18 protein-coding genes are annotated in these 20,177 nt (G+C 70.4%); 2 read left to right on the top strand and 16 right to left on the bottom strand.

Annotated elements, in window-relative coordinates; translation table 11 throughout:
* Positions 1 to 53 precede the first annotated feature (53 nt).
* The 12 genes from ACFO0C_RS40970 to ACFO0C_RS40915 form a co-directional block, all read right to left on the bottom strand.
* Positions 54 to 2,309, bottom strand: a complete 2,256-nt coding sequence (locus tag ACFO0C_RS40970; protein ID WP_378072217.1) for an ATP-binding cassette domain-containing protein — start codon at positions 2,307 to 2,309, stop codon at positions 54 to 56.
* A gap of 39 nt (positions 2,310 to 2,348) precedes the next feature.
* A complete protein-coding gene (locus tag ACFO0C_RS40965; protein WP_360324922.1) occupies positions 2,349 to 2,897 on the bottom strand; it encodes a MerR family transcriptional regulator in 549 nt (182 codons plus the stop codon).
* A 143-nt stretch (positions 2,898 to 3,040) separates the two neighbouring features.
* Positions 3,041 to 3,505 carry a bifunctional nuclease family protein gene (locus ACFO0C_RS40960; RefSeq protein ID WP_043532252.1) on the bottom strand — a complete coding sequence of 155 codons (465 nt, stop codon included), beginning with the start codon at positions 3,503 to 3,505 and terminating at the stop codon, positions 3,041 to 3,043.
* A gap of 98 nt (positions 3,506 to 3,603) precedes the next feature.
* On the bottom strand, positions 3,604 to 4,272 hold the full coding sequence (ftsR, locus tag ACFO0C_RS40955) for a transcriptional regulator FtsR (protein ID WP_378072216.1): 669 nt from the start codon (positions 4,270 to 4,272) through the stop codon (positions 3,604 to 3,606).
* A gap of 68 nt (positions 4,273 to 4,340) precedes the next feature.
* Entirely contained in the window at positions 4,341 to 4,790 is a 450-nt protein-coding gene (gene odhI, locus ACFO0C_RS40950) for an oxoglutarate dehydrogenase inhibitor Odhl (RefSeq protein ID WP_360324916.1), read from the bottom strand.
* Between the two features lie 210 nt (positions 4,791 to 5,000).
* Positions 5,001 to 5,381 (bottom strand): glycine cleavage system protein GcvH, encoded by a 381-nt coding sequence (gcvH, locus tag ACFO0C_RS40945; RefSeq protein WP_378072214.1) that lies wholly within the window; start codon positions 5,379 to 5,381, stop codon positions 5,001 to 5,003.
* Positions 5,382 to 5,396: 15 nt separating this feature from the next.
* Positions 5,397 to 6,578, bottom strand: coding sequence for a DUF881 domain-containing protein (locus tag ACFO0C_RS40940; protein WP_378072213.1), 1,182 nt, complete (start codon positions 6,576 to 6,578; stop codon positions 5,397 to 5,399).
* 8 nt (positions 6,579 to 6,586) lie between these two features.
* A complete protein-coding gene (locus ACFO0C_RS40935; RefSeq protein ID WP_093611661.1) occupies positions 6,587 to 6,919 on the bottom strand; it encodes a small basic family protein in 333 nt (110 codons plus the stop codon).
* Entirely contained in the window at positions 6,916 to 7,956 is a 1,041-nt protein-coding gene (locus tag ACFO0C_RS40930; RefSeq protein WP_378072212.1) for a DUF881 domain-containing protein, read from the bottom strand. Before ACFO0C_RS40930 ends, ACFO0C_RS40935 begins: the two co-directional genes overlap by 4 nt.
* Entirely contained in the window at positions 7,953 to 8,555 is a 603-nt protein-coding gene (locus tag ACFO0C_RS40925; RefSeq protein ID WP_378072211.1) for a CDP-alcohol phosphatidyltransferase family protein, read from the bottom strand. The genes ACFO0C_RS40930 and ACFO0C_RS40925 overlap by 4 nt, the downstream gene beginning before the upstream one ends.
* Before the next feature lie 227 nt (positions 8,556 to 8,782).
* Entirely contained in the window at positions 8,783 to 10,738 is a 1,956-nt protein-coding gene (locus ACFO0C_RS40920; protein WP_378072210.1) for a VWA domain-containing protein, read from the bottom strand.
* 54 nt (positions 10,739 to 10,792) lie between these two features.
* Positions 10,793 to 12,217, bottom strand: coding sequence for a sigma 54-interacting transcriptional regulator (locus ACFO0C_RS40915; protein ID WP_378072209.1), 1,425 nt, complete (start codon positions 12,215 to 12,217; stop codon positions 10,793 to 10,795).
* A 112-nt stretch (positions 12,218 to 12,329) separates the two neighbouring features.
* Here ACFO0C_RS40915 and ACFO0C_RS40910 point away from each other — a divergent pair, with 112 nt between their 5' ends.
* Complete coding sequence (locus ACFO0C_RS40910; protein WP_378072208.1) at positions 12,330 to 13,148, top strand: PhzF family phenazine biosynthesis protein; 819 nt, start codon at positions 12,330 to 12,332, stop codon at positions 13,146 to 13,148.
* Here ACFO0C_RS40910 and ACFO0C_RS40905 read toward each other — a convergent pair.
* Positions 13,141 to 14,922, bottom strand: coding sequence for a Xaa-Pro dipeptidyl-peptidase (locus ACFO0C_RS40905; RefSeq protein ID WP_378072207.1), 1,782 nt, complete (start codon positions 14,920 to 14,922; stop codon positions 13,141 to 13,143). The two genes, ACFO0C_RS40910 and ACFO0C_RS40905, sit on opposite strands and share 8 nt — an antisense overlap.
* Positions 14,923 to 14,978: 56 nt before the next feature.
* Between ACFO0C_RS40905 and ACFO0C_RS40900 the strand changes: the two genes are divergently transcribed.
* Positions 14,979 to 16,601 carry an ABC-F family ATP-binding cassette domain-containing protein gene (locus ACFO0C_RS40900; RefSeq protein WP_378072206.1) on the top strand — a complete coding sequence of 541 codons (1,623 nt, stop codon included), beginning with the start codon at positions 14,979 to 14,981 and terminating at the stop codon, positions 16,599 to 16,601.
* Here ACFO0C_RS40900 and ACFO0C_RS40895 read toward each other — a convergent pair.
* Genes ACFO0C_RS40895 through glgA form a run of 3 tightly spaced genes read right to left on the bottom strand, consistent with a single transcriptional unit; the run spans position 16,591 to position 20,152 of the window.
* A complete protein-coding gene (locus ACFO0C_RS40895; protein WP_378072205.1) occupies positions 16,591 to 17,289 on the bottom strand; it encodes a hypothetical protein in 699 nt (232 codons plus the stop codon). The two genes, ACFO0C_RS40900 and ACFO0C_RS40895, sit on opposite strands and share 11 nt — an antisense overlap.
* Positions 17,290 to 17,336: 47 nt before the next feature.
* On the bottom strand, positions 17,337 to 18,953 hold the full coding sequence (locus tag ACFO0C_RS40890; protein WP_449191811.1) for a glycoside hydrolase family 10 protein: 1,617 nt from the start codon (positions 18,951 to 18,953) through the stop codon (positions 17,337 to 17,339).
* Positions 18,950 to 20,152, bottom strand: coding sequence for a glycogen synthase (gene glgA, locus ACFO0C_RS40885; protein ID WP_378072204.1), 1,203 nt, complete (start codon positions 20,150 to 20,152; stop codon positions 18,950 to 18,952). The genes ACFO0C_RS40890 and glgA overlap by 4 nt, the downstream gene beginning before the upstream one ends.
* Between the last annotated feature and the right edge of the window lie 25 nt (positions 20,153 to 20,177).

Raw genomic sequence — 20,177 nt, 5'->3', positions numbered from 1 at the left:
CCGGATGTCCCAGGTCATGCCGGGATCATGCCGGAGGGGTACGACAAGAATCGTCAGCCGACGTAGTCACGCAGGTGCTGGGCGGTCAGCGTGTCCGACTTGGCGACCAGCTCACCGGGGGTGCCGGTGAAGACGACGGTGCCGCCGTCGTGGCCGGCGCCCGGGCCCAGGTCGATGATCCAGTCGGCGTGGGCCATGACGGCCAGGTGGTGTTCGATGACGACGACCGTGTTGCCGGTGTCGACGAGCCGGTCGAGCAGGGCCAGCAGCTGGTCGACGTCGGCCAGGTGCAGGCCGCTGGTCGGCTCGTCGAGCAGGTAGGTGGCGACGCCGCTGCCCATGTGGACGGCGAGTTTGAGGCGCTGCCGCTCGCCGCCGGACAGGGTGTTGAGGGGCTGGCCGAGGGTGATGTAGCCGAGCCCGACCGCGTTGAGGCGTTCCAGGATCGCGCGGGCCGCCTTCTCGGTGAAGAAGCCGAGCGCCTCGCTGACCGGCATGGCCAGGACCTCGCTGATGTCGCGGTCGCGCAGCTTGTACTCCAGGACCTGGGCGGTGAAGCGTTTGCCTTCGCACTCCTCGCAGACCCCGGCGACACCGGCCATCATCGCGAGGTCGACGTAGACCAGGCCGATGCCTTTGCAGTGCGGGCAGGCGCCTTCGGAGTTGGCACTGAACAGGGCGGCTTTGACGCCGTTGGCTTTGGCGAAGGCGGTACGCACGGCGTCGAGCAGTCCCGTGTAGGTGGCCGGATTGCTGCGCCGAGAACCGCGGATCGCCGACTGGTCGACGACGATCACCCCGTCACGCTGCGGCAGCGATCCGTGGATGAGCGAGCTCTTGCCCGAGCCGGCGACACCGGTGACGACGGTCAGCACCCCGGTCGGCACGTCGACCGAGACGTCGCGCAGATTGTGGGTGGACGCATTCCGAATGGGAATTTGTCCGGTATGCGACCTAACCGTGGCTTTCAGCTCGACGCGGTGCCCCAGGTAACGCCCGGTCAGTGTGCCCGACGCACGCAACGCGGGCACGTCCCCCTCGAACTGGATCCGCCCGCCCCCGGGCCCCGCCCCGGGACCGATGTCCACCACGTGATCGGCGATCGCGATGGTCTCCGGCTTGTGCTCGACGACCAGGACCGTGTTGCCCTTGTCCCGCAGCCGCACGAGCAGGCCGTTCATCCGCTGGATGTCGTGCGGATGCAACCCGACGGTGGGCTCGTCGAAGACGTAGGTGATGTCGGTCAGGCTCGACCCGAGGTGCCGGACCATCTTGACCCGCTGCGCCTCCCCACCGGACAGCGTCGCCGACTCCCGGTCCAGCGACAGATAGCCCAGACCGATCTCGACCAGCGAGTCCAGGGTCTGCCGCAGGTTCGCCACCACCGGGCCGACCGATGGCGCCGTGATCCCGGCCAGGACCGCCGCCAGATCGCTGACCTGCATGGCCGAGCACTCGGCGATGTTCCGGCCGTCGATCGTCGACTCCAGCACGGCCGGTTTCAGCCGCGTTCCCCCGCAGCCGGGGCATTTCGCGAACGTGGCCGCCCGGTCGATGAACGCCCGGATGTGGGGCTGTACCGACTCACGTTCCTTCGTCAGGTACATCCGCTGCACCTTCACGACCAGTCCCTCGTACGTCGTGTTGATGCCGTTGACCTTGATCTTGATCGACGGTTTGTAGAGGAAGTCGTCGAGCTCCGCCGCGGTGAAATCGCGCACCGGCTTGTCCGGATCGAACAGCCCCGACTCGGCGAAACCGCGCACATACCAGCCGTCGACGCTGAAGTTCGGAACCGTGATCGCACCCTCGTTGATCGACTTCGACCGGTCGACGAGCTGGTCGAGGTCGAGGCTGGAGACCTTGCCGAGGCCCTCGCAACCCGGGCACATGCCTTCGGCGTTGAACGAGTAGGCCAGCGCGCTGCCCGCACTCGGCGACCCGAGACGACTGAAAATGATCCGGAGCATGGTGTACGCGTCCGTGGCCGTCCCGAGGGTGGACCGGGCGTTCGCGCCCATCCGCTCCTGGTCGACGACGATCGCGGCGCTCAGATTGTGCAGGGCGTCCACGTCCGGCCGGGCCGGACTGCCCATGAACGACTGGAGGAACGCCGAATACGTCTCGTTGATCATGCGCTGCGACTCGGCGGCGATGGTGCCGAACACCAGCGACGACTTGCCGGAACCGGAGACCCCGGTGAAGACGGTCAATCGCCGTTTCGGGATGTCGAGCGAGACGTCCTGAAGATTGTTCTCCCGGGCCCCGCGGACCTGGATGACATCGTGGCTGTCAGCGATGTGGGTCACGAACAGACAGTAGCCACGATTGCGGTCAGAACAGGACCGCTATCCGGCCCGGCGCCGGGCCCGGCGGGCCGCCAGCTCATCGTTCTCATCCGGGGCGGCAGCGGCGCCGACCGGCTGCGGACCCGAGACGGGCTCCGCCGGCAGATGCGACAGCGAACCCTGGATCTCCTTGAACGCCCCGCCGATCGCGATGCCGAACACGCCCTGACCACCCTGGAGCAGGTCGACGACCTCCTCCGGCGAGCGGCACTCGTAGACCGTCGTGCCGTCGGATATCAGCGTGATCTCCGCCAGATCGTCCACCCCGCGCGACCGCAGCGTCTCGATCGCCCGGCGAATGTTCTGCAACGACACCCCGGCGTCCAGCAACCGCTTCACGACCTTGAGGACCACGAGGTCACGAAACGAATAGAGCCGCTGCGTCCCCGACCCCGAAGCGTCACGGACACTCGGCACGACCAGCGTCGTCCTCGCCCAGTAGTCGAGCTGCCGATAGCTGATCCCGACCGCCTGACAGGCGGTGACCCCGCGGTACCCCAGCTCGCCGTCCTCGCCGACGAGAGGGCCTTCAAGAGGTTGCTCGTGCACGCGACTACCTCCCCGCGCCCATGATCAAGATCTAGGCGGTGTGCCGGTTCACCTGGACTTCACGAGCGTATATCTCAATCACAGCCGAAACATGGAGGTAACCGCTCGACACGCCGCGCACGGACGAACGGCGCCGGTCGATGTCAGCCGGCGAAATCCTCGGGCCGCACCTGGTCGAGGAACTCGCGGAACTTCTCCACCTCGTCCTCCTGCTCGTCGGGGATCACGATCCCCGCCTCGGTGAGAACCTGCTCGGCACAGCGGATCGGCGCACCCACCCGCAACGCCAGCGCGATCGAGTCACTCGGCCGCGCCGACACCCGCAGATTGTCACCGATCAGCAGATCGGCGTAGAAGACATTGTCCTTCAGCTCGGTGATCTCGACCGCCTTCAACGGCGCCTTCAGCGCCGCCAGGATGTCGCGCAGCAGGTCATGGGTCAACGGCCGGGCCGGCTTGACCCCCTGCTGCTCATAGGCGATCGCCGTCGCCTCGACCGCACCGATCCAGATCGGGAGGTAACGGTCACCGTCGACCTCCCGCAACAACACGATCGGCTGGTTGCTGGGCAGCTCCACCCGGACCCCGACCACGCTCAGCTCACGCACCGCCGCCTCCGTGTCGTCATCGTCTCGGCTGCCGCGCAGCCGCCCTAACCTGCACGGTACACGCACACCACGGGTGTCCGATCCGCGCGGCAGCGGGTTCAGCGACCCAACTCACCCCGTAGACCCGAACGAACCAGCGCGGCATGCAGCCGCTGCGAAAGCGCCTGCAGCTCACGTGCGGTCTCGGCGGCACGCGCCCGCGCCGCCGGGTCCTGCTGACGTGCCAGCGGCGCCAGCAACTGTGTGAACAGGCCCACCTCACGGTCCGCGGCATTGCGGAAAGCACGCAGGTGACGAACCTCCAGCCCGTAATGGGTGAGACCCACCACGGCCTCCACGATGATCACCTGGTCAGCGTCATACCAGCCCGGCGGACGCGCCGTCACCAGACCGATCTGCTCCAGCTCGGCCAGCAACGCCTCATCGACACCGGTCCGCTCGACCAGATCCGCATGCGGGATCCGCGAGTCCGCCGGATCCTTGGCCTGAGACGCCCCCACCGCCACCAACGTGGGCCGCTGCGGAACCACCGGCTCCTTCTCCATCCGGTCCAACTGCTCCCGGATCACCCGCAAGGGGAGGTACTGATCGCGCTGCGCGGTCAGTACGAACCGCAACCGGGCCACATCGTTCCACGAATACTTCCGGTACCCGGAGGCGGTGCGTTGCGGGTCGACCAGACCCTCCGCCTCCAGGAACCGCAATTTCGAGATCGTGGTGTCGGGGAACTCGGTGCGCAGATGGGCCAGCACCTCCCCGATGCTCATCAGCGCACCCTCACGCCCGTCCTGAGGGCGCGAAGCCCCCGGGTCACGCGCCGCCGCCCCCGACGCCGTCACGCCCGGCCCTCGCCCTCCGGCCGCGGACCGGCGATGAACACCAGACGGAACTTGCCGATCTGGACCTCGTCGCCATTGCTGAGCGTCGCCGCTTCAACCCTTTCCCGGTTCACATACGTACCGTTCAGCGAGCCGACGTCGCGAACAGTGAACGTCCCGCTGTCGCGGTGGAACTCGGCGTGGCGGCGCGACACCGTCACATCGTCGAGGAAGATGTCACTGTCCGGGTGCCGGCCACTGGTCGTCACATCGTGATCGAGGAGGAAGCGGGCGCCGGCGTTGGGCCCACGGCGCACCACCAGCAGAGCCATCCCCGGGGGGAGCGAGCCGGCCATCCGGCTCGGAACCACGTCCGTCTCGGGTCCCTCCAGCACCTCGTCAAGGGCGCCAAGGTTCAGCGTGGACGTGACGTCGAGCGGGGGGAACTCGTCGTCTGGGCGCGTCATCGGACCACCTCACGGATCAGTTGGTCGTCGCCTCCCAGCGAGGCCAGCAACGTTGCGGCCCCGCCGGGGCCATTTCGGCCCGACGCACGACTATCGGTTTCAAAGGAATAACAGTTCTTCGTGTGCTCCGCGAGCCTAGTCAGCGCCAATATCGCTGGGCAACCGGACTCGCGGAAGAACGAATGGACGGGCATGAAATGCCCGAGGGCGTCAGCTTTCGGTCAGAGCCCGGTACGCCGCCGCATCCAGCAGGGCCGCCACCGACGCCGGATCGTCCGGCGCGATCTCCACCAGCCACCCGGCCGCATACGGCTCGCCGTTGATGATCTCCGGCTCATCGGCCAGCGTGGCGTTCTTCGCCACCACCGTGCCGGAAATCGGCGCGTAGATCTCCGAGACGCTCTTGGTCGACTCGATCTCACCGAGCGAGTCGCCCGCCTGCACCACCGTGCCCTCATCGGGCAACTGCACGTAGACGATGTCACCCAGCGCGTCCTGCGCGAAATGGGTGATACCCACCCGCACGGGCCCACTGCCGTCACCGGCGACCCACTCGTGCTCCGCGGTATACCGCAGATCCTCAGGAATCAACGCTTCCTCCGTTAATCACGACACCGGACGTGCGTACCGCAAGGCTGCTGCCTTACGCACCGCGGTCACCTCGACCAGGGAACGCGAGTCCATGGTCACGCTACCGCCGCCACTCTTCGCCGACGCCACCACCCCGCCCGGGATCTGCAGCGCCGTACTCATCGTGCTCGCCGGGCCGATCACCAGAAGATGGAACGGACCGGTCAACTCCTCACCGTCCGCGATGATCCCACCACCCGACGCGTCGACGAAGAAGCTCGACGCGACAAGCCGCACCGCCACGTCGTTCGCCCCGTTGAGCTGCATCACCTCACCACCGGCGCCCCGCAGCTCCTGCACCGTGTTCAGCACGTCCGACGCATCCACATTGCTCAGCGTGATGTCCAGACCCGGGCCACGACCCCGCTCCGTCCCCGCCAGCAGACCCAGATCCTGACTGCGCCGCTCAGCCTCCGCCAGAGCCGCCTCACGGCCTCCGACCTCGGAGTTCAACTCCTGTTTACTCTGCTCCAGCGCCTGGATCTGCGACAGCAGACGACTGTCCTCCGACTCCAGATCACTCAGGATCCGGACCAGGTCCTCCTGCCGTGTCGCCGCCAGCCCGTCATCGGAGTTGTTGCTGCGCAACTGCACCACCAGCGTGAAACCGAGCAGCGCCAGCAACACCCAGATCAACGTCCCGGCCGGAGCCGGCCGCCGGATCCGGGGGCGATCAAGATCACTTCCGGAAATCGACAGATCGGGTGACTCACCCGTCCGAGGCGCCACACCCCCGAGATCAAGATCACCATGGGGTACGGCCGGAGCAGCGCCGTCCTCAGCCTGCTCCACCCCGCCGCCCGCCACCACGGTATCGGCGACCGACCCAGGCTCTCCCCCGGCCCGCCCCGCATCGACCTCAGGCACCGGTCTCCCGCTCGCCGCGCCGCCGGCCACTCTGCTTTCCAGCCCAGCGCCCGCGCCGCCGGCCACGCCGCTCTCCGATCCGGCGCCCGCGCCGCCGGCCACCCTGCTCTCCAGCCCAGCGCCCGCGCCGCCGGCCACGCCGCTCTCCGGCTCGGCGGCCAGGTCCCGGCCCGCCAGCGGAACGGTCGGCTCCTCGTCGGCCTCCGGCCCCACCGTCGGTCCGCGGCCGGACAGCGAGACGGTCGGCTCCTCCTCGGCGGCCGGCCGGATGCTGTCGTCAGGATCGGTCATCACGCGTCCTATGCCCGGAAGAGGTGACGTCGGATCGCCGCGACGTTACCGAAGATCCGCACGCCGAGCACGACCACGACACCCGTCGACAGCTGACCGCCCACACCCAACTGGTCACCGACATACACGATCAGGCCGGACACCAGCACGTTCGAGATGAACGACACCACGAACTGCTTGTCGTCGAAGATCCCGTCCAGCTTGGCGCGCACCCCGCCGAACACCGCGTCCAGCGCCGCCACCACCGCGATCGGCAGATAGGGCACCAGTTCCGGCGGCACGGACGGCTCGAACAGGATGCCCAGCAGGACACCGACGAGCAGGGCGAGTACGGCGATCATCGGCCGCCTTCCGTCACTGACGAATCCGGCACAGGCGACCCCGCACCGGACGAAACGTTCGCGGAACCCGACGGAGCGGGCGCAACACTCGGCTCGGCGGACCGCAGCTTCAAGCCGGTCGCCGCCTCCAGCGTCACGTCATCGGCCTCAGCGGAATCGAACGAGATCCCGAACCGCGCCGACAACGTGTCGAAGAACTGACCCGCATAACCCGCACGGAAATCGTCAGCCAGATCATCCGGCCCGATCGCGACGATCTCGTACGGCGACCCGACCGGCCGGATGTCCACCAGGATCGCCTCACCGGCCTGCCGGATCCGCGACGTCGCCGTCAGGCGCTGCCCGTTGATCGTGATCGCCTCGGCGCCGGACTCCCACAACGCGTTCGCCGCCAGCTGCAGATCGGTGTCCTTCACCTGCGCCTCGGTCCGCCGCTCCCCGGTCACCGCGTCCACCGACGTCGGCCCGTCCGCCAGCGTGATCCGCGCCCCCGAGCCACGCACCCGCGCCAGGCCGGTGACGGCCTCCAGGTCACGCAGCCGCGCCACCGCCTCGCCACCCAGCTCCCGGTCCCGCAGCGCCGCCACCTCCTCGGTCAGCCGCTCCACCCGCTGCTGCAGCTCCTCGGTGTGCTCCCGCCGGTTCTGCACCTGGCCGATCAGCTCGTCACGCGCCTGGGTCCGCGCCGGCTCCTCCGCCATCGTCTGCCGGTAGGCCACCACCAGCAGAAACCCGATCACCGCCAGCGTCAGCGCCGCCGACACGCCCGCCACGCGCCGCCGCGCACCGGACCGCGGGCCCTCTTTCGCCCGCCGCGCGGCCGCATCGGCATATCCCGGGTCGAGCGGATTCTGGAACAACTCGGTCAGGAAGTCCGGAGCGTAGGTCCGCTTCCCCGAATTACCGTCCGGATCGGGCGGGCCACCGATGCTGCCCAGCCCCTCCCACGACCCACTCGGCTCCCGAAGGGCCCGGACCGCCGGCTCGCCACCCGAAGGCCGCCGGCTCGTCCCGCCATCGGCCGGGTGGTCGCTCACGACGAGCCCTCACGGTCGGCGCGCAGCACACGCACCGCCTGGACCACGTAGAGGGCGGCCGCACACCAGTACAACCCGAGGGCCCACCAGGACAGGCCCCAGCCGACCGGCCCGACCCACCACTCGATCGACGGCGCCGCCTTGGCCAGCAGGATCAGCGGGAACGACGCCAGCAGCAGGAACGTCCCGGTCTTGCCGACGTAGTGAACCGGCGGAGGCCCGTAACCGTGGCGGCGCAGAATCAGCAGCACCACCCCGAGAACCGCCTCACGCAGCAGCAACGCCCCGGTGAGCCACAGTGGGATCACCTCACGCACGGTGAACCCGAGCAGCGTCGCCACGATGTAGAGCCGGTCGGCGAACGGGTCCAGCAGCTCCCCGAGCCGGCTCACCGAATTCATCCGGCGGGCGACATAGCCGTCCACCCAGTCGGTGGAGCCGCCGATCATCAGCACGATCACCGCGGCGATGTCGTTCTCCACGCCGAGGAGCAGGTAGAGGAAGAGCGGCACACCGAGCAGCCGCAGGAAGCTGATCGCGTTGGGCAGGGTCCAGATCCGATTCGAGGACTCGATGGACGGCGCAGGTTGCTGCGACATCACGACTTCCTCTCCCCCTCGGCCGAGGCCCCCGCCCGGCTCATCCGCAAGCCGGGTCCGGCTGCCGCCGCCTCCCCGGGCGGTGGTGCGCAGACGTTCCCGGTCGCTCGCCGAGCAACTATAACCAGCCGCGCCGCCCCACCTGACGCGCAGTCACACGGGCCACACCCGGTAATGCATCCTAGGAGGCTAGCCTCCAGAATTCGCCACCGGCCGGCGGGCCGGAATCAGTGCTGGCGGCGGCCCCGGCGGGCCCGGACGTAGTCGTCGATCACGTAGCGGCCCAGCTCGGCCGGGTCGGGGCTGAAGACCCGGCCGCCGTTGCGGTGGGCCACTGCCGCGACGAAACGCTGGAGGCCCGGGTCCTCGCCGAGCATGAAGACGTTCAAGGTGGCGCCGAACCTGGTCAGCAGGTCCACCTCGTGGATCGTCGCCTGGACCGTCTCGGGCAGCGGTGGCCACCAGAACACCGCCTCGCCGTCGGGCTCCAGATGGGAGGTGGGTTCGCCGTCGGTCACCACCAGGATCACCGGCTCGGCACCGGGATGGCGGCGGACGTGGCGGGCGGCCAGTTTCAGGGCGTGCTGGAGGTTGGTGCCCTTCTCGATCGTGGGCTCGATGGCGGCCAGCTCGCCCTGGGAGAGCGTCTGGGCATACCGGCCGAAGCCGATGATCTGCAGGGCGTCCTGTGGGTACTTGGTGGCGACCAGGTGGGACAGGGCCAGGGCGGTCTGCTTCATCGGGCCCCAGCGGCCGTCCGCGTACATCGAGTAGGAAAGGTCCACACAGAGCGCGACCGCCGCCGAGGCACGGCGCTCGGTTTCGGCCACCTCGAAGTCGTCGGGCTCCAGCCGTACCGGAAGAGTGGCGGAACCACCGGCGGCCCGGCGCCGGACCGCGTTGCCGATGGTGCGGACCACGTCGAGGGGTTGATCGTCGCCGAACTCCCATCGGCGGGAGGAGCCGATCAGGTCGCCGGCCGCCCCGGCGTCGCGCATGTCGTGCTGGCCGCGCTTACCGGCGACGTCGTGGAAGATCGCGGACAGGGCGGTGCTGCCGAGGCGGCGCAGAGCCTTCGGGGAGAGGGTCAGGCCGTCGGCGTCAAGGTGCACCCAGCCCTGACGGCGTAGTTCGCGTTCGAGGTCGCGCAGGCGGCGCAGGTCGTCGGCGGCACCCCGGCCGAGCTGGCGTTCGACGGCCTCCACGTCGACGTCGTCGAGGGTGGCACCGGGGTGGTCCTGGCCGAGCTGGTCGATCAGCTCGTCGAGGTCGGCGATCTCCCCGAGCGCGGCGGCGGCGTCGCCGTACCCGAGGTCGGCCGGGCCGCGCATGCGTTCGCCCCGGCCCCAGTTCAGGTTCGGGCGGAGGGAGCGCAGGTTGTCGGTGAGCTCGGCGAGCTGCCCGGGAAGAGGGCCGTCGCCGAGCGCCTGAGCCATGAGTTGTTGCAGCTCCTCGCGCTGTTGCGGGCTGAGGGAGCGCATCAGCCGTTCGGCGGCGGCAGCCTGCCGGGCCAGGGAGTCGATCAGCTCGTCGACGTTGCGCGGATCGTCGGGGAAGAAGCGGCCGTGGCGCTCCATGAAGTCGCGGAACGCGTCGTCGGTGTCCTCGCCGCGGGCGTGCCGGCCGAGCAGGTCGTTCAGATCCCGCAACATATCCGATATTTCAGTCATGTCGCCCTGTTGCAGCGCCTGCTTCATGCCGGCGAACCGCTGCGAGACCACCTCCTCCCGCAACCCGGCGAGGATCTGCTGATAGATGTCCCGCGCCTCGTCCGAGGACCACTGATAATCCGACAGGTCGGAAACGGCTTGAGAGACCGAGCGGGGCAGATTGTCGAGCATCGCCTCGTGGAACCGGGCCGTGTCGTCGTCGCGGGCCGCCAGGGCGTCACGCTCGGCGGCCAGCGCCTGGTCGAGCATCTGCCGCGCCCGGGTGACCGCACCGTCCAGGTTGCCGCGCCGCAGCGCCTCCCGCCGCAGCCGGCGGGCCCGCTCCCGTAGCGCGTCCAGCCCGGCGCCGTCGCGGGGGCCGCGCCGGATCAGGTCACGCAGCGCGTCGCGGAGGCTGTCGCCGGCGAGCACCCGTTCCCCCATCTCGTCGACGGCGGCCCGCACGTCGTAGGGCGGCGCCAGCGGATCGGGCCCGTCGCGCCAGGCCCCGTACCGGAAGACATTCCCGCTCACGGCGACACCCGGCGAGCAGCGACGGCGGACACGGTGGGAAGTGACATCGGCCGCTCAGCTCCCGTAGAGAGTGCGGCCGTCGTCGGTCAGCTCCTTGGCCAGCCTGCGGGTCAGGTGCAGGCCCTCCAGAGCGAACTCGATGCCCGAGGCCGCCTGCCCCGGGCTCGGCGCGTCACCGAGGCCGAGACGGTCGAGGACCTTGGCCAGGCCCGGGACCGTACCGATCTGGGCGAGCAACTCCTCCGCGCTGACCAGGTCACCGGTCTGGATGATGGCGCCCTCGGCGACCAGGTCGGTGAAGCCGGACAGGTCGAGGCCGGCCAGGCGGGCCCGGAACGTCTCGGCGGTGGCGACGCGCAGCAGGTGGCCGAGGATCTCGGTCTCCCGCCCCTCCTCGCCGCTCTCGAACTCGACCTTGCCCCGCAGCGTCGACGTCACCGACACGGTGTCGCAGACGCGGGCGACGGCCTCACGCTCACCGCGCAGGCCGGCCCGGCGCAGCGCGGACGCGGCGACGGTCTCGGCGGCGGCGATCGCGAAACGGGCGGACACCCCGGAACGGGCGTCGACCGACGGCGACTCCCGGACACCGCGCGTGTAGCGGGCCAGGACCTCGACCAGGAAGTCCGGCAGCTGGGCGACGAGCGCCGCCTCCTGCTGGATGAGCGCCGTCTCCAGGGCGAGGTCGACCGGGTAGTGGGTCCGGATCTCGGCGCCGAAGCGGTCCTTGAGCGGGGTGATGATGCGGCCCCGGTTCGTATAGTCCTCCGGGTTGGCCGACGCGACGAGCAGCAGGTCGAGCGGCAGGCGCAGCTGGTAGCCGCGGACCTGGATGTCGCGCTCCTCCAGCACGTTGAGCAGCGACACCTGGATGCGCTCGGCGAGGTCGGGCAGCTCGTTGACGGCGAAGATGCCCCGGTTGGTGCGCGGCACGAGACCGAAGTGGATGGTCTCCGGATCGCCCAGGGCACGGCCCTCGGCCACCTTGATCGGGTCGACGTCGCCGATCAGGTCGCCGACGCTGGTGTCGGGGGTGGCCAGTTTCTCCCCGTAGCGCTCGGACCGGTGCAGCCACCCGATCGGCAGCTGGTCACCGGCCTCGGCGGCGCGACGGCGGGAGGCCGGGGTGAGCGGGTGGTAGGGGTGCTCGTGCAGCTCGGAGCCCTCGATGTAGGGCGTCCACTCGTCGAGCAGGCCCACGAGCGCGCGGATGAGCCGGGTCTTGCCCTGGCCGCGCTCGCCGAGCAGCACCATGTCGTGGCCGGCCAGCAGCGCGCGCTCGACCTCGGGCAGCACGGTGTCCTCATAGCCGACGATGCCGGGGAACCGTGGCTCACCGGAGCCGAGCCGGGTCAGGAGGTTGTCACGCAGCTCCTCCTTGACCGTCCGGAACTCGTGGCCGGTGGCACGCAACTCACCCAGCGTGCGGGGCAGATCGGCGGGCGGGACGGGTGTGATCGCGATGGGCGCCTCTGTCACCGCACGAACGCTACCCCTCCCCTGTGACAAACCACGACTGTGCGGGCGGACACATCCAGGGCCGCGCGATTGGCTCTGGTCGCGGTCCCGGCCGCGCGGCACGCTTCCCGGCATGACGACCGACATTCAGAGGTACGCCGCATTCGCTCACGATCCGGCCGGAGGCAATCCGGCCGGGGTGGTACTCGACGCGAGTGCCCTGGACGACGCCGCCATGCAGGCGATCGCGGCCGACGTCGGCTACTCGGAGACAGCGTTCGTTACCTCGCGTGACGGCGACCGTTTCCGGGTGCGCTACTTCAGCCCGCTGGCCGAGATCCCGTTCTGCGGTCACGCGACCGTCGCGACGGCGGTGGCTCTGGGCCCGGGCGAGCACCTGTTCGCCACCAACGCCGGCGACGTGCCGGTGGTCGTCGACGAGGCCGGGACGGCGACGCTGACCAGCGTGGATCCGCACGTCGCCGACCTGGGGGCGGACGATCTGGCGGCCCTGCTGGGTGCGCTGCGCTGGAGCACCGGTGACCTGGACCCGCTTCTTCCGCCGAAGGTGGGTTTCGGTGGCGCGTACCATCCGATTCTCGTCGTGAAGAGCCGTGAGCGGCTCGCGGATCTGGACTACGACGTGCCCGCCCTGAAGGCTTTGATGACCGAGCGTGACTGGACCACGGTGCAGCTGGCGTTCCGGGCGGCGGAGGACGAGTTCGATGTGCGGAACCCGTTCCCGATCGGCGGGGTGTACGAGGATCCGGCGACCGGCGCGGCCGCGGCGGCGTTCGGCGGCTACCTGCGCGAGCTGGGCCTGGTGGCGCCGGACGCGACGATCACGCTGCGGCAGGGCGACGACATGGGCCGGCCGAGCCGCATCACCGTCCGTCTCGATCCGGAGATCAAGGGGGTCCGGGTCAGCGGCGCGGCCGTCCCGATCAGCTGAGGCGGGCGGTCAGGTACGACGCGCCGGGCTGGACCCCGACGACCGTGCCCGACGGGTAGCGCAGCGTGTGGTCCCGGTCGGTGGAGATCAGCACCACGCCGATCCGGTGGCCGGCCGCGAACACGTGGTCGGTGCTCTGCAGCGCGAACCGGAACGTGTAGGGCTTCCCGGCGGTGATCGGCGTGGTCCGCGACGGCGAGATCCGGTTCCGCACGTCGATCCAGCCCCGGGTGACGACCTCGTAGTCGGACGGCGCCGTCACGTACTCCCGTTTGGCGAAGCACCCGGGGTCGCCCTCGATGCCGGGCCCGACGCAGTCCTGTTCGGCGAGGCTGCGCACGCGCACGAACCGGTCCGCGGTGCCGTAGTCGACGAGCAGCGCCGTCAGATACGGCGAGTCACCGGCGACGTCGGCCCGGATGCTGACCTCCGGTGTCCCGGAGAGCCGCACGTCGGTGGGGAGCGGCGCGGTCAGGTGGGCGAACCGGTTCGCGTCGGCGGTGTCCGGGGCCGCGGCCAGGGACTCGGCGGTACGGGAGGTGTCGTCCACGAAGGTCTGCCGGGGCCCGGAACCGAGCCGGAGCGTGGTGTCGCGGCCCTCGATCGGCCAGGACGGCGACGTCACCCACCGGTGGGGTGCGACCTCGACGTCGGCGGCCGGCTCCCGCATGATCCCGGTGTCGATCCGGTAGAGCCACTGGTCGAACCAGCGGTGCAGGGTGTCGAGCCACACGTCCCGGCGGATGTTGAACGGGTCGGTGTGCCCGGCCTGGTGCAGCCAGATCTTGCGGGGCACGTGGTGCCGGCCGAGCGCGTCCCACCACTGTCCGGCGTGCAGGGTGCGCACGTTGAAGTCGTGCAGCCCGTGCACCAGCAGCACACTGGCCCGGACCTTGTCCGCGTCGTCCAGGTAGTTCCGCTCGTCCCAGTACCGGCTGTAGTCGCCGGTCTCCCGGTCCTGCTCCCGCTCCAGCCGGGCCATCTCGCCGGCGCAGACCTCCGGATCGGCACGGGTGAGGACGGCCTTGGCCAGGATGTCGGTGTCCTCGCCCTGGAAACCGCCGGGCGCGACGACCCCGCCGTTGGCCCGGTAGTAGTCGTACCAGCTGCTGATCGCCGCGATGGGCACGATCGTCTCCAGGCCGCGCACGCCGGTCGCGGCGACCGCGTTCGGCAGGGTGCCGTTGTAGGAGACGCCGATCATGCCGGTCCGGCCGGTCGTCCAGCCGGCCCGCACCGGGGCGCCGGCGGCGTCGAAGCCGGGTGCCCGCCCGTTCAGCCAGTCGATGACCGCCTTCATGCCGAGGGTCTCGTTGCGGCCACCGGAGGTGGGGCAGCCGTCCGAGCCGCCACTGCCGAGACTGTCGGCGAAGATCACGGCGTAGCCACGGGGCACGAAGTAGTTGTCGAGGTAACCCGCGAAGGTGATGGTGTCGGCGCGGTTCACCGCCGACGAGAGGGCCGCCGTACCGCCGTCGCGGTCGACGTCGTCGTGGTTCGGGATGTCGTTGAGTCCCGCGTAGTACGGGCTGGGCTGGAAGATCACCGGCACCCTCGTCGTGGTGTCGGGCCGGATGATCCGCACGGCGACCCGGTCGGGACGGCCGTCGAAGTCGCTGTCGACCGGGGTCTGGACCCAGACCTGCTCCCGGATCGCGCTGGCGTAGTCGTGGACCGGCTGGGTCCCGGTCGCGGCGTGGGCCGGTGCCGCGGCGATGACCGCGGACCCGGCGAGAACCATGAGAACCGTGAGGCTCCTGGCGAGCAGTCGCATCGGCACAACCTATCGCCAAACGTCGATGTCAGGGGGTGCACCTAGACTCGGACCCGATGAGCGCCACACTGATCGCCCGGCAACTCACGGCGGGCCACGGGGACCGCACCCTCTTCACCGAGCTCGACCTGGTCGTCGCGCCGGGTGATGTGATCGGCCTGGTCGGGGTGAACGGCGCGGGCAAGACGACGCTGCTGCGTACCCTCGCCGGGGTGATCCCGCTGGAGAGCGGGGGCGTCTCGCTGAGCCCTCCCACCGCCAACGTCGGTTATCTCCCGCAGGAGCGGGAGCGCCGGCCGGGTGAGAGCGTCCGCGACTTCCTCGGCCGCCGCACCGGGGTCACCGCCGCGCAGGCCGCGATGGACGCCGCGGCCGACGAGCTGAGCCGGGAGGTGCCGGGCGCCGACGACCGCTACGCCGCCGCGCTGGACCGCTGGCTCGACCTGGGTGGTGCCGACCTGGAGGAGCGGATCGCCGAGGCCGATCTCGGGTTCGCGCTGGAGCTGCCGATGACCGCCCTGTCCGGCGGCCAGGCGGCCCGCGCGGGGATGGCGTCGCTGCTGCTCAGCCGCTACGACGTCTATCTGCTCGACGAGCCGACCAACGACCTCGACCTGGACGGGCTGGCCCGTCTCGAGGCGTTCGTGACCGGGCTGCGGGCCGGGGCGGTGCTGGTCAGCCACGACCGTGAGTTCCTCACCCGCACGGTGACGAGGGTTCTGGAGCTCGATCTGGCACAGAGCCAGGTCAACCTCTACGGCGGCGGCTACGCCTCCTACCTGGAGGAGCGCGACCGGGCCCGCCGGCACGCCCGCGAGGAGTTCGAGGAGTATGCGGACCGGAAGGAGGACCTCCTCGAGCGGGCCCGCATGCAGCGTGCCTGGGCCGACAAGGGCGTGCGCAACGCCCGCCGCAAGGCCACCGACAACGACAAGATCGCCAAGGCGTTCCGGGCCGACTCCAGCGAGAAACAGGCGGCGAAGGCGCGGCAGACCGACCGGATGATCGAGCGGCTGGAGGTGGTCGAGGAGCCCCGCAAGGAGTGGGAGCTGCGCATGGAGATCGCCACCGCGCCCCGCTCCGGCGCGGTCGTGGCCACGCTGCGCGACGCGGTGGTGCACCGGGGCGACTTCACGCTGGGCCCGGTGACGCTGCAGATCGACTGGGCCGACCGGGTGGCGATCACCGGCGCCAACGGTTCCGGCAAGTCCACGCTGCTCGCGGCCCTGCTCGGCCGTCTCCCCCTCGACGCGGGCGCGCAGCATCTCGGCCCCGGCGTGGTGGTCGGCGAGGTCGACCAGGCGCGTGGGCTGTTCCTCGGCGGCGAGCCGCTGGTCCGGGCCTTCGGCGCCGCGGTCCCCGACTGGCCGGACGCGGACGTGCGGACCCTGCTGGCCAAGTTCGGCCTCCGGTCCGCGCACGTGCTGCGCCCGGCCGTCACCCTCTCCCCCGGTGAGCGCACCCGTGCCGCGCTCGCGCTGCTCCAGGCCCGCGGGGTCAACCTGCTGGTCCTCGACGAGCCGACCAACCACCTCGACCTGCCGGCGATCGAGCAGCTGGAGTCGGCACTGACCTCCTACACCGGCACGCTGCTGCTGGTCACCCACGACCGCCGGATGCTCGAGGCGGTCGCCACCGGCCGCCGCCTCGAGGTCGCCGGCGGCCGGGTCACGGGCTGACTTTCGGCAGCTTCCCGACGGCGGCCCGCGCGGCGGCCTCCAGGTCTGCGATCTTGGGGGCCGCTTCGGACATCAGCAGGGCCGTGACGTGCGATTTCCCGGCGGCGGCGGCCAGGATGCGGCCGTTGACGGTCAGATTCATGGTGGGCACGGTCATCACGAAACTCACGGCCGCCGAGGCGTCACCGATCTTCGGAGCCGGGGTGTACGGGGTGAGCGCGAACTTGAGCTCCATGGGCAGCTGCCCCGACGCCCTGGTGAACGACGTGCAGCCGGGCAGCACCGAGGCGAGTTTCGTCACCGCCGCACGGGCCGCCGCGGCGCCCGGCTCGGCGAGGGTCTCGACGAGCAGTTCCTCCTCGGCGGGCCCTCGCACGTACTCCCGGTAGACGGTTCCGGCCGGGACGCCGGTGACCGCCCGTCCGCAGGCCGCGACCTCGGCCGGGATCCGCGCGAACAGGTCGTCGACGCCGCTGGTCTGCGGGGTGAACCCGGTCGGCACCTCGGTGGCGGTGAGCAGCGCCGTGGTGAGCGGATCGGGCTCGTCCGGTGGGGGCGGCTGGGTGCTGGGGCTGGGGCTGGGTGCGACGGTGGGCGGTCCGCCGGGTGGGTTCGCGAGTCCGGCGGCGGGCACGGCGAGCACTGCGGTGAACGTGACGGCGGCCGTGAGTGTGATGATTCGGGGCACGGCTCAAGCTATCCCCACAATTGCCCCTTTCGGGACAGAACGGGAGATTAACCGGCTGTGGTGAACGGACTGCTCAGCGGGCCCTCGTTCGCGGACCGGTCCAACCCGCTGACGCAGTAGGTGGCGGGGCCGGCCGGAGGCTTCGGGTCGGTCACGGCGGTGCCCGCCCGGCCCGTCGCCACCAGGGCGGAGGCACCCTTGCCGGTACGGTAGAGGGCCCAGCTCGTGCCACCGCCGTCGGCGACCGTCAGGGTGACCGCGCCGGTATCGGTCCTGGTCGCCGCGGTGATCCGGGGCGCGGCCGGCGGCGCCGCCGGGAGTCGCTGGATGCGTGGCGGCAGCGCCGGCGTCGCGTAGTGCTTCGCCCGGTAGCGGGTCGCCGAGCCGAGCTTGTCGCTGCGGACCGACGCGGCACTGTAGTGGACCTGCCCCTGCACGCCGAACTTCTCGTTCAACGCCATCTGCTTGTCGATCTCGGCCGGATCGCTCCAGTCGCCCTTCTCCCCGACCCGGTAGTCGCCGATGCCGATGTAGAGCTGCACACCGGTGCCCTTGACCGTTTTCGCCCACCAGGGCAGCACCTTGGCGTAGTCCGCCTTGTCGAACCCGATCGTCCAGTAGAGCTGCGGCACGATGTAGTCGAGCCAGCCCTCCCGCACCCACGTGCGGGTATCGGCGTAGATCGCGCTGTAGCTCTCCAGACCGTTGGTGTCGGAGCCCTCGCCGCCGTTGCGCCAGATGCCGAACGGGCTGATCCCGAACTTCACCCACGGCTTGATCTGGGCGATCCGCTCCTTCATCTCGCGGACCAGGGTGTTCACGTTGTCGCGGCGCCAGTCGGCGCGGGACTTCCCGGCGCCGTACTTCGCATACGACGCGTCGTCGGGGAACGGCTGGCCCTTGCCGTCACCCGGGTACGGATAGAAGAAGTCGTCGAAGTGGACGCCGTCGACGTCGTACTTCGTGACCGCCTCCAGCATCGCGTCCTCGACGAACCTGCGCGCCTCCGGATTGCCCGGGTCGTAGTAGAAGCGGCCCTTCGCACCCTTCGGATGCTCGATCCGCCACTCCGGGTGCAGCACCAGTGGATGGTTCGCCGGCAGCTTGGTCAGGTCGGTGCCGGCGCCGGACGGCGCGAACTGGGTGCCCCGGTACGGATTGAACCAGGCGTGGAACTCCAGGTTGCGCTTGTGGGCCTCGTCGACCATGAACGCCATCGGGTCCCAGCCCGGGTCCGCGCCGTCCAGCCGGCCGGTCAGCCAGTTGGACCACGGCGCGTAGTCGGACTTCCAGAACGCGTCGCCACTCGGGCGCACATGCACGAAGATCGCGTTGTGGTTCTGCGCGACGGCCAGGTCCAGCCACCTCAGGTACTCGGAACGGACCTGCTCCTGCGGCAGCCCCGGCTTGCTGGGCCAGTCGATGTTGTAGACCGTGGTGAGCCACATGCCGCGCAACTCGCGCGGCGCCGACACCGGCACGGCGCCGCACGACCCGGTCACGGTGCGGGTGGGCGCCTCGGCCACTGCCACCGTGTCACCGGACCGTGCGGGCGGCTCGTAGAAGGCGGCCCGCACCAAGCCGATCCCCAGGACCGCCGCCGTGAACAGGACCACCGACAGGAGCATCGCCACCCGCACCGGTGGGCGGCGCAGCAGACTCACAGCACCGACCGGTAGATCTCTAGGGTGTCCTCGGCGATCCGTGACCAGCTGAACCTCTCCACGGCGCGGCGGCGGCCGGCCTCACCCATCCGCTTCGCCAGCTCCGGGTCGTTCAGGACCCGGGTCAGGGTCGCGGCCAGGTCGGCGACGAACCTCTCCGGGTCGACGGGCGTACCCGTACCGTCCTGCACCTGCTCGATCGGCACCAGCAGGCCGGTCTCGCCGTCGGCGACCACCTCGGGGATGCCGCCGGTCGCGGTGGCGACCACCGCGGTCTCGCAGGCCATCGCCTCCAGGTTGACGATGCCCATCGGCTCGTAGACCGACGGGCAGACGAAGACCGTGGCGTGCGTGAGGACCTGGATGACCTCCTGCTTGGGCAGCATCTCCTGCACCCAGATCACGCCCCGCGGGTCACGCTTCTCCCGCAGCTCCCGGGCCAGCGTCTCGACCTCGGCGGCGATCTCCGGAGTGTCCGGCGCACCGGCCAGCAGGATGATCTGCGCCTCGGCGGGCAGCTCCTGGCAGGCCCGCATCAGATAGGGCAGGCCTTTCTGCCGGGTGATCCGGCCGACGAACACCACGCTCGGCCGGTCACGGTCGATGCCGAGCCGGTCGACCACGTCGGTGCCGTGATCGGGCTGGTAGAGCTCGGTGTCGATGCCGTTGTAGACGACGTGGATGCGGTCCGGGTCGACCGACGGGTACGCCCGGAGCACGTCACGCCGCATCCCGCCGGAGACCGCGATGATCGCGTCGGCGCCCTCGATCGCGGTCCGCTCGCAGAACGACGAGAGCGCGTAGCCGCCGCCGAGCTGCTCCGCCTTCCACGGGCGCAGCGGCTCCAGGCTGTGCGTGGTCACCACGTGCGGGACGCCGTGCAGCAGTTTCGCCGTGTGACCGGCGAAATTGGCATACCAGGTGTGACTGTGCACCACGTCGGTGCCCTCGCAGCCCTGGGCGATCGCCAGGTTGACACCCATGGTGCGCAGCGCGGCGTTGGCCTGGGCGAGCTCGGCCGGCTCGGGGTAGGCCGTCACGCCCGGCTCGTCCCGCGGCGCGCCGAAGCAGTGCACCCGGACGTCGGCGAGCCCGCGCAGGTCACGGGCCAGATATTCCAGGTGGACCCCGGCGCCGCCGTAGACCTCCGGCGGGTACTCACGGGAGATCAGATCGGCGCGCAGTCGGGAGTCCGTCACGACTGGAGCTTAGCCGCCCCTCCTC

Source organism: Actinoplanes subglobosus (genome assembly GCF_042650585.1).
Lineage (GTDB): Bacteria > Actinomycetota > Actinomycetes > Mycobacteriales > Micromonosporaceae > Actinoplanes > Actinoplanes subglobosus.
This window is presented reverse-complemented; position numbering and strand designations above follow the sequence as displayed.

Excerpts from the sequence above, each read along its gene's own strand:
- ACFO0C_RS40900 (WP_378072206.1), top strand. The coding sequence starts at position 14,979 with ATGAGCGCCACACTGATCGCCCGGCAACTCACGGCGGGCCACGGGGAC.
- ACFO0C_RS40940 (WP_378072213.1), bottom strand. The coding sequence starts at position 6,578 with ATGACCGATCCTGACGACAGCATCCGGCCGGCCGCCGAGGAGGAGCCG.
- ACFO0C_RS40935 (WP_093611661.1), bottom strand. The coding sequence starts at position 6,919 with ATGATCGCCGTACTCGCCCTGCTCGTCGGTGTCCTGCTGGGCATCCTG.
- ACFO0C_RS40910 (WP_378072208.1), top strand. The coding sequence starts at position 12,330 with ATGACGACCGACATTCAGAGGTACGCCGCATTCGCTCACGATCCGGCC.
- ACFO0C_RS40925 (WP_378072211.1), bottom strand. The coding sequence starts at position 8,555 with ATGTCGCAGCAACCTGCGCCGTCCATCGAGTCCTCGAATCGGATCTGG.
- ftsR (WP_378072216.1), bottom strand. The coding sequence starts at position 4,272 with ATGAGCATCGGGGAGGTGCTGGCCCATCTGCGCACCGAGTTCCCCGAC.
- odhI (WP_360324916.1), bottom strand. The coding sequence starts at position 4,790 with ATGACGCGCCCAGACGACGAGTTCCCCCCGCTCGACGTCACGTCCACG.
- ACFO0C_RS40905 (WP_378072207.1), bottom strand. The coding sequence starts at position 14,922 with ATGCGACTGCTCGCCAGGAGCCTCACGGTTCTCATGGTTCTCGCCGGG.